This window comes from Pseudomonas sp. 43NM1 (genome assembly GCF_002836905.1).
GTDB lineage: Bacteria > Pseudomonadota > Gammaproteobacteria > Pseudomonadales > Pseudomonadaceae > Aquipseudomonas > Aquipseudomonas prosekii.
This window is the reverse complement of the sequence record NZ_MKGS01000036.1, coordinates 75,803-90,007: the sequence shown is the minus strand read 5'-3', so window position 1 is coordinate 90,007 and position 14,205 is coordinate 75,803. Positions and strand designations below refer to the sequence as shown.

11 protein-coding genes are annotated in these 14,205 nt (G+C 62.5%); 2 read left to right on the top strand and 9 right to left on the bottom strand.

The window, feature by feature from the left end:
* Positions 1-1,630, bottom strand: a 1,630-nt coding sequence (locus BI292_RS05910; RefSeq protein ID WP_101207291.1) for an SPFH domain-containing protein, incomplete at its 3' end; no start/stop codon positions are given.
* Between the two features lie 220 nt (positions 1,631-1,850).
* On the opposite strand from BI292_RS05910, the gene lpdA reads away from it, so the two are divergent.
* Complete coding sequence (gene lpdA, locus BI292_RS05905) at positions 1,851-3,251, top strand: dihydrolipoyl dehydrogenase (protein WP_101207290.1); 1,401 nt, start codon at positions 1,851-1,853, stop codon at positions 3,249-3,251.
* Positions 3,252-3,350: 99 nt separating this feature from the next.
* Here the strand turns inward: lpdA and BI292_RS05900 are convergent, their stop codons facing one another.
* Positions 3,351-3,824, bottom strand: a complete 474-nt coding sequence (locus BI292_RS05900; RefSeq protein ID WP_101207289.1) for an Lrp/AsnC family transcriptional regulator — start codon at positions 3,822-3,824, stop codon at positions 3,351-3,353.
* A 146-nt stretch (positions 3,825-3,970) separates the two neighbouring features.
* Between BI292_RS05900 and BI292_RS05895 the strand changes: the two genes are divergently transcribed.
* Entirely contained in the window at positions 3,971-4,600 is a 630-nt protein-coding gene (locus tag BI292_RS05895) for a LysE family translocator (protein WP_101207288.1), read from the top strand.
* A gap of 3 nt (positions 4,601-4,603) precedes the next feature.
* On the opposite strand, the gene BI292_RS05890 is transcribed toward BI292_RS05895, so the two are convergent.
* The 7 genes from BI292_RS05890 to BI292_RS05860 form a co-directional block, all read right to left on the bottom strand.
* On the bottom strand, positions 4,604-6,736 hold the full coding sequence (locus BI292_RS05890) for a hypothetical protein (protein WP_101207287.1): 2,133 nt from the start codon (positions 6,734-6,736) through the stop codon (positions 4,604-4,606).
* A complete protein-coding gene (locus tag BI292_RS05885) occupies positions 6,723-7,919 on the bottom strand; it encodes a DUF3142 domain-containing protein (RefSeq protein ID WP_101207286.1) in 1,197 nt (398 codons plus the stop codon). Before BI292_RS05885 ends, BI292_RS05890 begins: the two co-directional genes overlap by 14 nt.
* Before the next feature lie 94 nt (positions 7,920-8,013).
* Positions 8,014-8,847 (bottom strand): class I SAM-dependent methyltransferase, encoded by an 834-nt coding sequence (locus tag BI292_RS05880; protein ID WP_101207285.1) that lies wholly within the window; start codon positions 8,845-8,847, stop codon positions 8,014-8,016.
* On the bottom strand, positions 8,841-9,995 hold the full coding sequence (locus BI292_RS05875) for an acyltransferase (protein ID WP_101207284.1): 1,155 nt from the start codon (positions 9,993-9,995) through the stop codon (positions 8,841-8,843). Before BI292_RS05875 ends, BI292_RS05880 begins: the two co-directional genes overlap by 7 nt.
* The gene (locus BI292_RS05870; protein ID WP_101207283.1) at positions 9,992-10,912 is read right to left on the bottom strand and encodes a bifunctional 2-polyprenyl-6-hydroxyphenol methylase/3-demethylubiquinol 3-O-methyltransferase UbiG; all 921 of its coding nucleotides are present in this window, start codon (positions 10,910-10,912) and stop codon (positions 9,992-9,994) included. Before BI292_RS05870 ends, BI292_RS05875 begins: the two co-directional genes overlap by 4 nt.
* Entirely contained in the window at positions 10,909-12,189 is a 1,281-nt protein-coding gene (locus BI292_RS05865) for a glycosyltransferase (RefSeq protein WP_101207282.1), read from the bottom strand. The genes BI292_RS05870 and BI292_RS05865 overlap by 4 nt, the downstream gene beginning before the upstream one ends.
* Positions 12,183-13,802 (bottom strand): glycosyltransferase, encoded by a 1,620-nt coding sequence (locus tag BI292_RS05860; RefSeq protein WP_101207281.1) that lies wholly within the window; start codon positions 13,800-13,802, stop codon positions 12,183-12,185. Before BI292_RS05860 ends, BI292_RS05865 begins: the two co-directional genes overlap by 7 nt.
* Between the last annotated feature and the right edge of the window lie 403 nt (positions 13,803-14,205).

Sequence of the window (14,205 nt, the reverse complement as noted above, 5' to 3'; positions counted from 1 at the left end):
GTTCACGCGCGATCAACGCTTGCGCGCCAATCTGCGCCGCTTGCACCGCGTGATACGCATTGGCTGCGCCGGCCGGTGGGTGAATGGCTTCGACCACCGTCGCGAGAATCTCCACGCCGCTGTCGAGTTTCTGCAAGTCGGCTTGCACCGCGCGGCCAATCTCGTCGCCCAGCCCTACCCGGTCGGCGCCAAGCAAACCGTCGAGGGTTCGCGACGCGAAGTCGTGCACCAGAATCCGGCTCGCGGTGCTGCGAATCAGCGTCGGTACGTCGGCGCTGTTATAAGTCGCGGCCAATGCCGCTTGATCGCTGAGGCCGATGCGGTAGACGAAACGCACGTCCATGTTGACGATCTGCAAGCTCTGTTTGTCGGCGCGGCTGCTGGCGATGACTTGGGATTTGTCGTTGACGTGGCTGGCGTCCCACAAGCGATTGGCGATCGCTGGCGGCGGACCTTCTGCCGGTTCAGCGGCCATCGGCACCCCTGCTCCGTCGCTGACGCTGGTGGCCAACTCGTGGACCACGCCGTTCTCGACGCTCAACACGCGACCCAGCGGCCACGGCAAACCGGCGTGCAAACCAGGGCCGAAGACTTGCACCGGTTTGCCGAAACGCTCGTAGATGCCGCGCCCCTGCAAGGGAATTTCGTGAACACCGGTCAGCGCCCAACCGATGACCGCCACCACCGCCAGCACCGGCAAGAAGGCGCGGCGCATATAGGTGAAGGCCCAGATCTGCCGCAGGTCAATGCCGAAGCGGTTGTGCAATTCATGCTGCAACGCCAGCAGCGGCTGCGGCGGCCAGCGCAGCAGGTCGGCGATGAAACTGCGCGCGAGCAATGTCGGTTCGACTTGTTCGCGTGGCGGACTGAAAAGCGACAGCACGGCGCGCAGCAGCAATTCGGCTGCCACCAACCCCGGCAGCAGACCGATCAACACCGCCAGACGTACCGGCCAGACTGAAGTTTGGCTGGCGAACAACAGGCACAACGCGCTCAACACCAGACAGATAATCGCCACGCGCGTGAGCTGCGCCAACGCGTTCGCCTCCGGCCATTCGGCGGAGTTTTCCTGCGCGAGTTGGCGTTCCAGCACCAACAAACCGAAGGCCAGCAGCAACGACAACGAAGCGCCGACACTGGCCGCCACACCCAGCGTGGCCGGGGCCAGACTCAGGTTCCAGACTTGCGCGATGCTGTACAACGTCAACAACGCCCAACCGGCCAGCCACAACGTCGGCGCGCCGATCTGCGCGAGCATGCGCACCCAGCGCTGGCCGATCCGGTCGAGCAAGCGTTCGTACCCGCCCACCGGCGCAGGCACTTCTTCGTCGGCAATAACCGGCAGCGCCAGCGCCGGATGCATCGCCCGCGCGCGCCATTCGGTGACCCAACCGGCCGCTTGCAAACCGCCAATCAACACCAGCAAACCGCCGCTCTGATTGACCAGCAACGCGCCCCACAGCGACTGCGGCGCAAACAGCGCGACGAAAAACGCCAACACCAGCCCAATCGCCGCGAGCGCACCCAGGGCTATCGCGTACTGACGCAACCGCCGCTGCTGAAACTGCGCCTGCTGAAAGCGCGGCAACCCGCTTACTTGCGTTGCATCGACATCAAGATCGACTTGCATACCACCCCAGATTTATTGATTGCCGACGTCACATCTTGTTACTCGTCGTTACCTTATAACGAAGCGGGTGAAATTTCCGTTGTAAATCACTCCATCTAAAGCCGCCGACCTGTCGCTTGGCTGAAGCCTTGACCGAAACACCGCGAAACGCTCATATTACGCTCGTAATTTTTACCAGCAGCTACGGTTAACCATCCGGTCCCTACTCAGGAGTACAAGCATGAGCACCTATGACGTCGTGATTCTGGGCGGTGGCCCGGGCGGTTATAACGCGGCGATTCGCGCGGGCCAGTTGGGCCTCAAAGCCGCGTGCGTTGAGGGCCGCGCGACGCTCGGCGGTACGTGCCTGAACGTCGGTTGCATGCCGTCCAAAGCCCTGCTGCACGCCTCCGAACTCTACGACGCGGCCATGGGTGCGGAATTCGCCAACCTCGGCATCGAGGTCAAACCGACGCTCAACCTCGCGCAGATGATGAAGCAGAAGGATGAAAGCGTGACCGGTCTGACCAAGGGCATCGAGTTTCTCTTTCGCAAAAACAAAGTCGACTGGATCAAGGGCTGGGGCCATATCGACGGGCCGGGCAAAGTCACCGTCACTGACAGCGCCGGCGATAAAACCGAGTTGAGCGCCAAGGACATCATCATCGCTACCGGCTCCGAGCCCACTCCCCTGCCCGGCGTCGACATCGACAACCGGCGCATCCTCGACTCCACCGGCGCGCTGTCGTTGAGCGAGGTGCCGAAACACCTGGTGGTGATTGGCGCCGGAGTGATTGGCCTGGAACTGGGCTCGGTCTGGCGGCGCTTGGGCGCGCAGGTGACGGTGGTCGAATACCTCGAGCGGATTTGCCCCGGCGTCGATGCCGAGGCCGGCAAAACCTTGCAGCGTTCCTTGAGCAAGCAAGGCATCAGCTTCAAGTTGAGTTCGAAAGTCACCAGCGCCACCACGTCCGAGAACGGCGTGCAGCTGAGCGTCGAACCTGCTGCCGGTGGCACCGCCGAATTGCTTGAAGCGGATTACGTGCTGGTCGCCATCGGTCGCCGACCTTTCACCGAAGGTCTGGGGCTGGAGAACGTCGGGCTCGCCACCGACAAGCGCGGCATGCTCGCCAACCAGGGCCATCGCACCGAAGCGGCAGGCGTTTGGGTAATCGGCGATGTGACGTCCGGGCCGATGCTCGCGCACAAGGCTGAGGACGAAGCGATGGCGTGCGTCGAGCAGATCGTCGGCAAGGCTGGCGAGGTCAATTACAACCTGATCCCGAACGTGATCTACACCCGGCCGGAGCTGGCCAGCGTCGGCAAAACCGAAGAACAGTTGAAGGCCGAGGGCCGGGCGTACAAGGTCGGCAAGTTCCCGTTTACCGCCAACAGCCGGGCGAAGATCAATCACGAAACCGAAGGTTTTGCCAAAGTGCTGGCCGATGAGCGCACTGATGAAATCCTCGGCGTGCATCTGGTCGGCCCGAGCGTCAGCGAAATGATCGGCGAGTATTGCGTGGCCATGGAATTCAGCGCCTCGGCCGAACACATCGCCCTGACCTGCCACCCGCACCCGACCCGCTCCGAGGCGTTGCGCCAGGCAGCGATGAATGTCGAAGGGATGGCGACGCAGATGTAAATGCCGGCCGGTCGACCGCTATCGCGAGCAGGCTCGCGCCTACAGGGGAATGCATTTCAATGTGGGAGTGAGCCTGCTCGCGATGGCCCCGCCGCGGTTTTACTGAGGTAAATGCCCCAGCGGCAGCGCGCCTGGGGTTTTCACGGTGTGGATCGCGAAGTTGCTGCGGATGTCGCTGACCCCCGGCAACTTGAGCAAGCGCCCGGTGAGAAAACGCTCGTACGCGCGCAAGTCCGGCACTACCACTTGCAGCAGAAAGTCCGATTCCCCCGACACCAGAAACGCCGAAATAACTTCCGGCAGCGCCGTCACCGCCTCGCGAAACGTATCGGCCTGTTCGTCGTTGTGCCGTTCAACCTTGACCCCGACAAACACCGTCAACCCGAGCCCGACTTCATCGCGATCGACATTCGCCTGATAGCCGCGAATCACCCCCGCCTCCTCCAGCATCCGCACCCGACGCAAACACGGCGACGCCGACAGCCCGATCTCATCAGCCAATTGCACATTGCTCAGGCGGCCGTCGCGTTGCAGGGCAGCAAGAATCTTGCGGTCGTAGGCATCGAGTTTCATCGCTTGGCAGATCCTGATGGTCAATGAGTGGTTGCGTGACAGGTTATGCCAATCCCGCTGAGTTTAGAAGCCAACTACGCACGCACCTGCCCTGCCCTCCCGCCATAGACTGGATTGACCAAATCGACAACGAATGGCGGTGCAACATGCAAAGTCTCGGGCTGTTTTTCATGGCGCTGGCGGTGGTGTTTCTGTTGCCCGGCCCGGACATGATTCTGCTGCTGCAAACCGGCGCGCGTCAGGGCCGAGGCGCGGCGCTGGCCACGGCGATTGGTTTGGGCATCGCCCGGGGTTGTCATGTCGCGCTGGCGGCGCTGGGGCTGGCGGCGTTGTTCAAAGCAGCGCCGTGGACGTTTGACGTGGTGCGGCTGGCCGGTGCCGCGTATCTGCTGTGGATCGGTATTCAATGTTTGCGCACGACGATGCTGCCGAACTTGAACAACGCCGCCGCTACGCTGGAAAAACCGCGCTGGCGCGAGTCGATCCAGCGCGGCTTGCTGACCAACCTGCTCAACCCCAAAGCCTTGCTGTTTTGCTCGGTGTTGCTGCCGCAGTTCATCAATCCCCACGGCGGGCCGGTGCTCGCGCAGTTCGCCCTGCTCGGCGTGGCGCTGGTGGTGGTTGGTTTGCTGTTCGACAGCGCTTATGCACTGGTCGGCGCCGCGCTGGGCCGTTGGCTGCAACGCAGTCCTTCGGCCCAACGGGTGCAGCAATGGCTGTTTGGCAGCCTGTTGATCGGCTTCGCGTTGCGGCTGACCTTTGTGCAACAGGCGTGAGCCTTAGCGGGTTGTGCGCCGACGGCGATTGATCAGCAACAGCGCGCCGGCCACCACAACCACCACCGCGCCGATCTGCACCGGCGTTTTGTACGGGCGCAGCGCTGAACGCACCGAATCCGTGGCTTGGGTCACGTAGCGTTTGCTGGCGTTTTCAAAGTCGGGATACGGGCACTGGTGGCCAAAGTCACCGGCCCAGACCACGTACGGCCCTTCCTTGACGTAACGCTGATACAGCGCGCTCTGATCTTCGAGACTGGAATTCCAGCCCGCCGCGGTGCACAGCACGGCGGCAAAAGCGCTGCTGGTGTGCGGCAAATTGTCCGCCGCGCGGCTGGCCAGCGCGGTGGCGATAAACCGATAGTGGTAACGCTGATCCGGTTTGGCGGCGCTGGCCTGCTGGCGTTGAACTTCATCCTCAGCCACCAGTGGCCCGACTTTCAGCTCTGTACTTTCCAGGCTGTAGTTGCCACCGAACGTGGCGTAATCCGGGGCCATTTCATAGCCCAGGATCTCCATTCCCGACATCCGCGCAAACGCCGCGGCGTTGAACAGCGCCGCGGCGCGGGTGGTTGGCCACCAAGCGCTATTGGCCTCGTTTCGAAAATGCGCGTAGGCCTTGGCTTTGTTTTGCAGTTCGACATTGTCGAAATAAGCCGGCGCCTCATCGAAGCGCTCCTCACGCAACAAGCGCCGCCCGAGCAAATTGCGCAAACTCGCGGCCACCGGCAGCGGCACGTAGTTGTCGCGTTCCTGCTGGGTTCGCGGCGGCGGCGCTGGCACTTGCTTGTCGACGTATTGCTTGAGTTCGTCGACGGTCAGCACGCGCTCGGCGACGGTCGCGGCGTCGAGCCAATAGATCGATTGGCTGCGATAGAGCTGATCGAACGCTTGCAGATAATCGCCGCGTTGCAACGCAAGAATCGCGCTCTCACCCTCGACCCGGCATTTCGGCTCAAGGCTTTCGTAATCCCAGTCCGGGGTCTGCCGCGCGCCCCAGGATTCGTTGTCGGGGAACGCTTGGGCGGCTTTGGCATACGCCGCCGTCGCCGCCGTTTTGTCGCCCTCGCGCAACGCCAGTTTGGCCCGCACCCACCACGCCAGACCGCCGTCACCGGCGTGCTCGACGAAACCTTTGGCGCTGGCGTAATCGCCCTGCTGATAATTCAGCGCGGCGAGGCGATCAGCATTTTCGAGGCTGCCGCGTGTGCTGTTTTGCAGCAGTTTGATCAGCTTCTTTTCGTTCTCCGGTTGCTCACCAAATGACCAGCCGACCCGACTGATCAACGATGCGGTGACCAATTGCTGCACGGTTTTGCCCTGCAGCAACGCGGCGACTTGCGGCTCCGGCATCGCCGCCAGTTCACCGACCAATTGTTTCAGCGAGGAATAGCCCACCGCTGAACCGTGGACGTTTTGCGTGGCGTACAACTCGATGGCGCGGTTCCAGTCGCCGGCGGTCATGACCACGCGCGCTTCTTCGCCGAGGCTGGCGACGCCCAGTTCCAGCGGATCGCTGAAACCGTCGATGCTCAATTGGCGAGTCTGCGCGAACGCCTTTTGCGCCTGCGCCAACAGGTCAGGCGCGGCGCCCGCCGCGTCATGCTCGGCAAACAAGGCGCGGCCCAACGAGTAAGCGGCCCACGTGCTGCGCAACGCGCGTTGATCGGCCGGCAGCGCCAGGACTTTGTGGAAATACTCGGCGGCCAACCCGTGGTCGCCGTTGTTGAAGGCGACGGCGCCGGCCAGGTACAGACGTTGTTCGGCAGGCAGACTCGCGCCCTGCTCTTCCACTTGGCGGGCATCGGTCAAACCGCGCAATTGCTTCACCAGCGCTTGCTGTTCGGCGCTCAAACCGGCCTGTTCAGCCTTGTCGCGCGGCTCGGTGTCCACCGGGGTTTCGTCGTAGATGTAGTTCGGCGCGGTGTTGGCAGCGGTGACGTTTTTCAGTCCGGCGATGGCGTGGCCGAGGCGGCTGACTTCGAACGCGAAGTTGCCTTCCGGCAGCTCCGACAGCGACTGGCCACGGTTATCCAGCAAGCGCATCGGGAAGTCGGGCCCGCAGGCCAGCGCGGTTCCGAGCGGCAAACCGAGGCTCAGGCAGAGCAGATGACGCGGCCAGTTACGGGTAAACATGCGAACCTCCTTGATCAATATGTGCGCAGCGTGCCCAACCGATGGCGCGCTGTCCACCGGCCGCGATTCGACCGTCCTGCAGGCGGGTGAAAGTAAGCAGATCCGGGGTCTGTTGCAATGCATAACCGGCCAGCGCATCGGCGCCGTCACAGTCTTTCACCGCCAGCGTCAGGCGCTCGGGCCATCGGCTGTCGAGGTTGCCCTGATTGCTGATGGCGATGTCGTAGAGGCCGTTTTGTTCGGCGAGTTGCAGGCTCAGGCGCGTTTGCAGCGCGTCGCCGCGCGCGACCGCGTTCAAGGTGCTCAGGCTCCAGGCGCGGCGATCGCCCGCCAGCGGCAGGCGAAACCAGATCAGCCCGGCGAGATGCTCCGGCGGGTCGTCACGCAATTCGGCGCCGAGTTGGCTCAGTTGCAACGGATCGGCGAGCAATTCCCGGCGTTTGCCGACGCGCTCGACCGGCACTTCGCTTTCCACCACTGGCGCACCGCTGGCCCCCGGCAACAACGCCACGCCATACGCCGGCAACGCCAGATAAAAAGGTTTGGTGGTGACGCGGCTCCAGGCCTGGGCCCATTGTTTAGCCTGCCTGGCGTCGAACAAGCCGCGACGCGGATCGCTGACCGCGTGCACCTGCAACACGCTGCTGTCGACGCTCGCGAGCAATTCGGGCAATTGCGCGCTGTCGAGCCAGGCCGGCAACGCGGTGATGCTCAGCGGTAACGCGCTCGGCAGTTCAGCGCGCAATTGCGTGAGGAAGGTTCGATAGTCGGGCAGGCGCGCGTTGCCGGCATCGTGGTCGATTTCGACGCCGCTCACGGTTAAGCCTTGAGTTTGCCAATCGGCGAGCACTTGCTGGATCTGGCCGATGATCTGCTGTTTATCCAGCGACGGCAGCTGGCCATCCAGACGAATCACCGCAATCAACGGCCGCCCGTCCTGCTTGAGCAGCGCCGGATCAATCCGCGCCCGGCGCCAGCCTTCCTGCGGGAAGGCTTGCAGCGCCAACACCCGCAACGTCGAGAAACCCGCGCGACTGTCACGCAACGCGGCTTGGTGGGCCGGGGTCCATTGGCGTTGCCAGACGTACAGTTGTTGGTCGAGCGCTGGCGCGGCGTGTTGCTCACAGGCATTGAGCAACAACGCAGCCGCCAACAGGGCCGAGAGACGAACGAAAAACCACATGAAATCCCTGATCCCTGAAATGCGTGGCCGACAGGGTAATGCACTCCAGGGCAGACCGATAACCCCGTGGCTCACTGCTACAGGTGTGCGGTGTTCAGGGTTTGCGGGCGATGATGACTTGGCTTTTCGCCACGACGGCGTCCAGCGCCTGTTTGATCTGGGCGCCGCGCGGTGATTCGAGAATCGCCTTCCAGGTTTCGGCCCAATGGTTGAGCAACGGGTGGTCGGCGTTGCTGAAATCGACTTTGGCTTCCCAGAACAACAGCATCCACATCGACCAGTAAAAGCCGTATTGGCTATGGCTCAGCACTTCCAGCCCGGCAGCGCTGACCATGCCTTTGAACTGCTCTTCGCTGATGATGCGAATGTGGTTGGGCTTCTGGAAATACTCCGGCGCGGCGAGGTCTTTTTGCAGGTCTTCGGAGCTTGGGTGCGGCACGCTCAGCAGGTACAGCGCGCCCGGTTTGCCGACACGCACCAGTTCACTGAGGAACTGCGCCGGGTCGTCGACGTGCTCGATGACTTCGGTGGACACCACCCGCGTGGCGGTCGCATCGGCAATCGGCAACGGGTTGCAGTCAGTGACGTGGCATTCGACGTCGCGCGCCGGGGTGTCGCCCAGACGCTGGCGGGTCGCCTCGACTTTGCCCGCGTCGATGTCGGCAATGATGATCTTCGCCCCGCGCATCCCGCAGAAATGCACGTTGCCGCCATCCCCGCAGCCAACGTCGAGCAGCGTGTCTTCGGCGGTCACCGGAAAACCGCTGAACAGCTCGCCAGTGGCTTGATTGAACCAGCCGCTGAGCATCGCATCGTGCAAACCGAGCATGTACGGATCGACCTTCTCCACCGCCGGCGGCTCTACCTGAACCGGGACTGCCGCAGGCGCGGGCGACTGCCCTGTGAGTTTTTTCAAAATGCTCAGCATGAGGTAGCTCCAGAGGATGGGACGGCGGATCGCGGCGTGCTCAGACGTTGCACCAGGGCGGCGCCGCGATTACGCATGGGCATTTCGACGCAGCGGTAATTGAGTTCGCTCAACAGCACGATCAGCCCGCCCGCGATGGCAATGGTCAAAATCGGATGCCCGGCCGGGCTCGGCAAACCGGCGGCTTGTAAACGGAAAATCAATTCGCGCACCAGCAAATACGCCGGAATGTGGATCAGGTAAATCCCGTAGGAACGGCTGCCGACCCACACCATGAGGTTCTTCAGCAGGCCTTTGGGCAGCAAGTAATCCCGGTTGTAAGAGGCGATCCACACCAGCAGCGCGCTGAGCACGGCAATTGCGCCGATCCGGTAGTTAGTGAAAGTGAAGCGATCCGTCGCCATAAAACTCAGCGCCACCGCCAGCACCAGCAGCGCCGACACGCCGGCCCATGGCCGCCGCAAAAACCTCGGTTCGCAACGCAGGTAACTCGGCTGCGCGCTCCACATCGCCAGAAGAATGCCGAGCGCCAGCGCATCAGTGCGCACCACCATCAAAATCGGCGTGCGCAGCGTAAACAGTTGCACCGCGACCAGCGCCAGCAGCGCCCACACCAGATGCTTGCGGCAAAGCAGGATCAGCAGCGGAAACAGCAGGTAGAACTGCTCCTCCAGCGCCAGACTCCAGTAGACAAAACTGGTGCCGTACTCGTAGTTGTAGAAGCTGTCGGCAAAACGGAAATTCGCGTATTGCGCGACGCCGGCCAGCGTCGCTTGCAGGTTGGCGTGCAAGCTGCCGAACGCGCCGGAACGGTTGATCAGCAAACAGGCGAGCAACATCAGCGCCAGCCACAGCCACGCCGACGGCAACAAGCGAAAGGCCCTGCGCAGCCAGAAGTTGCGGGTCTGCTGCCAGTATTCCTGGCGTGTGCTGCAACCGCGCAGCGCCGGAATCAAACTGCGCGCGATGACAAAACCGGAGATCGCGAAAAACAGATCGACGCCCCACCACGGTTGCGCCCAGGCGTGAATTTTCTCCAGCGTCGGCACGATGTCGGTGAACAAACTGCCTTGCAGGTGATGGAACAACACGCCCAACACAGCGATGCCGCGTAGCAATTCGATGTCCATGATCCGCTTGCCGCTCATGCCCCGGCCCTCGGTGCGGCCGCGGATGCTGGCGCAGCGTCCAGCGGTTTGCGCGCGATGATCACCTGACTTTTCGGCATGAATTGATCGAGCATCTGCTTGATCGCCAAGCCGTTGGGCTGCGCCAGCAAGTCTTGCCAGGTTTTCGCCCAACTCTCCATCAGCGGCGGATACGGCGCCTGAATCCGGTCGCGCACCGCGCCGCTCAAGTCATGCCCGGCCGCGCGTTCGCTGGCCCAGAAGAAGATCATGCCCATGACCCAGAAAAACCCGCTGGCCTGGCGATGCTCGATCACCAGCCCGGCGTCTTCGACCAGCGCGGCAAAGCGTTGCGCGCTGAAAATCTGTACGTGATTGGGCGACTGAAAATAGCTGGCCGGGGCGATGCCCTGCTGCAACTGTTCGCCCACCGGCGCCGGCACGCTCAGCAGGTACAGCGCGCCCGGGCGGCCCATGCGCACCAGTTCGGCCATGAACGGCTCGGGTTCAGCGATGTGTTCGAGCACTTCCATGCACACCACTTTGCTCGCGCAGCCGTCGGCCAGTGGCAGTGGCAGGCTGTTGCTGACCAAACCGAGATTCTGCCGGGTCGATTGCGCATCAACTTGCCGCGCCAGTTCGCGAACCTTGTCGTGTTCGCTGTCGGTAAAAATCACCGAAGCGCCTTGGCGCACCGCAAACAACGTCGCCACGCCTTCGCCGCAACCAACATCCAGCAACGTGTCGTCAGCGCTGATCGCGAAACCCTTGAGCAACTCGCCGGTATCGTTGAGAAACCAGCCATCAAGAATCGCATCATGCAAACCGACATCGCGCGGCGAAACGCTGGCGACCGGCATGGGCGTTGGCATGGGCGTTGGCACAGGCGCAGGCAGTCGCGGCGCGGGCCACAGGCGTGCGAGCAGGCGCCGGATCATGCGTTCGAGGCTTCCAGGCGTTGCTCGAAAAACGCTCGCAGGCGCTGTTCGGTGCTGGCCTGACTGCAAAAGCGCTGCAGGCTGCTGACCGCGTGCGCCGACATCCGCGCATAACGCTCGACATCACTTTTCGCCACGTCATAACTGGCGCGGTAGGCGCTGCACAGCGAATCCCAATCCGTCACATAACGCAGCGTGCGAAACGCCGCGCGCGGGTCGTGCGGCCACGCCGTGAGTTCCTCAGTGGAATTGACGATAAACGCGTTGTCGCTGTCGACGTAATCGGCCATCGCCGTGTTCAGTGGCGCAATCGCCGGTTTGCCGCAGGACATGAATTCCATCAGCGGCAGGCACTGCCCTTCGCCGTAAGAACTGTTGACCACGTAACTGGTGGCCTGCACCAACGCTTCGTAATCGAGGTCGGCGAGGTAACCGTGGATCAACACGATCCGGCACTGGTACGCCTGATTCTTGTAGACGTGGTGGAGCATGTCGTTGAGCGCGTTGGCGATGTCATGGTGGGTGAGTTTGAGCACCAGCGTCGCGTCGGGCGTGTCGCGGAACGTGGTGCAAAACGCGCTGATCATGTCCTGCCAGTTTTTGCGCCCGTCGTAAGGGTTGAACACCGAGGTGTAGACCACGCCTTGCAACTGCAACTGGCAATCCTGCGGCGGGCCGTCGAACGTCAGCGGCGTGCCTTCGCGCAAGGCGGGCGGGCCATAAGGGCGCAGGTCGGTGGTGCGGCTGTCGATCAATAATCCGCGCAAATTGAGGCTGACCGGCGCCACCACCGGTTGCTTGCTCAACAGTTCGCCGCGCGCGGCAAACCGGTCCCAGACCGGCGCGGGAATCGCGCAGATCGGGTACTCGGCGCCCATCACTTCACGCACTGCGTTGACCGTGAATGTCGAATGCGTAATCGCCCGGCCGCACGCTTGCAGGACCACGCGCCAATCGTGACGCGGCTCGCCCTGCCAGCTCTCGGTAGGAATGGTGCTGAACTCCCAGGCGAACACCGGAATGGTCGGGCAGGCGTAATGAATCGGCGTGCGATGCGGCGGCGAGAACGAGAGGAAAATGCACGGCTCGCCCCGGCTCAAACAGTCGAAATACAAGCGATCGACCAGTTCGTCCGGGTCGCTGACTTCCAGCACCTGGCCGATGCGCTCGAGCACCGGGCGAAATTCCTTGAGCACGAAGTAATAGCTGTACTCCGGCCGCCCGAGGTTTTGCTGGATGTTGCTCTTGTTGGTTTCCGAATGAATGATGATCAGCATGCGGTCGTCCCCACTGCGGCGGCCAGCGACGTGCTTTGATCGCCCGGCGGCAGCGCCAGAAATTGCGCAAGGCGCTGCTGCACCGGGGCAAAACTGCAGTAATCGCGCATGCGTTGGTTGGCGGCGGTGGCCATGGCTTGATAGTCCTCTGGACGATTTTTCGCCATGGCGTAGCTCTGCTCATACGCGGTTTTCAGCGAGCCCCAGTCCGGGCGATGGCGCAAGGTGCGATAGAGAATGCGCGCGTCCTCCGGCCAGATTGTCGGCTCGTGGCTGGACTTGACGATGAACCCGACGCGCTCGTCGATGTAATCCACCATCGCCGTATGGTTCGGCGCGATCACCGGGCGCGCGCACGACATGAATTCCATCAGCGGCAAACACAGACCTTCGCAGCGCGAGGCGTTGACGTAGAAACTCGCCGCGCCGTACAGCCGGGCGAACTCGTCGTCCTGCAAGTAACCGTGGAGGATCACCACGCGGCAACTGAACGGCGAAAGCTGCGAGAGCAAGGTGATCAGCTCGACGTAATAGGTCGAGAGATCGTTCTGCGTCATCTTCAGCACCAGCGTCGCGTCTGCGGCGTCGCGCAGGCCCCAGCAGAACGCGGTGATCAGGTGATGCCAGTTCTTGCGCCCGTCATCGGGGTTGAACACGCTGACATAGACCACGCCGCTGACGTCGATTTCGACGTGTTGGCTGGTGTCGGGCAGGTTGGCTTGCGGGTGTTCGGCGAGTTCGAGGGTTTCGCTTAGCGTGGTGGGCACTTGCAGGGGTTCGGCCGCAGGCGCTGGTGCGGGCGGCGCGGATCGTAACCGCGCCAGATGGGGGCGGACGGCCTCGGGCACCAGGTCGCGAGCCGCTTCGCGGTACCACAGCAGCGCGTTGTGCTTGAGCGCGCGATAGATTTCGCGCAGGTAATGTTTGCTGATGAATGCACGGCGGCGCAGGGTCAGTGGCGGTGGCGGTGGCGGCGCTTCGGGTTCTGGCGCGGGCGCTTCGAGATTGAGGCCACGGATTTCGAGTTCCTGCTCGTTGAAGATCGGCGCGATCAAGCCATCGGCGGACAAGCCCATCGGCCGACTGTCGAGGATGCAGCCCTTGATCTGCAACGTGGTGCCGGGGTTGATCGGCGTGCTCGGATACTGCTCACGCACCTCGGCGAAGCGTTCCCACAGCGGCGTCGGCAGCACCAGCACCGGGAAGTCCTGGCCCAGCGTGCGGCGGATCGCCTGCGCGGTGTGGCTGGACAAGGTGATCACCCGGCCATGCCGCGCCAACGTCTGGCTCCAGTCATGGCGCGGGTCGTTGTCCCAGTGTTCGGCGGGGATCGAGTCGAACTCCCAGGCAACCACGCAGACCATCGGGCATTGCAGATTATTCGGGGTTTTGTGCGGCGGCGTGAAGCACAGGAACAAGCTGTCTTCGCCGGCAGCGAGGTGTTGCTGGTAAAGCGCATCGACTTCTGCGACGCAGGACACCACGTGCACCCGCCCGAGGCTTTCGAGCACCGGGCGATAGGCCTTGAGCACGAAGTAATAACTGTATTCGGGACGCCCGAGACTCTGGCTGATGGAGCTGTCGTTGACGTCCGAGTAAAGAATGAAGTTCATGGCATCCCACGATGAAACCACCGTCCCGGCAGCCCCACTCTATGACGGCGAAGCGGCGGATCGAGGCGGCGTTTGCCGGGGCTCGTCGATCGTCTTCTTGCCCGTCTACGTTCTTGTTTTAATGGTCAGTTTCGCGGGGTCAAAAAAGCCCCCGGCCGAACCCTGGGTAATCGTGACGAGGGGCATTCTAAACACATCCGTTGCGGATTCGTGAACCGCCCAGCGAGAATAAATCAGGCTACGCTGACGAGAACTGACCAGTCACGGTTGGACCTGTTGAAATTGCCGAGCATTTGGCACAGATTGGCTACCAAACAACTACAACAAAACATTTCGCCTGTCTTTCGACCCATGAATCAACGCGGTCCGCAGGACATCCCCATAAAGCCTGTGGGAAATGGAC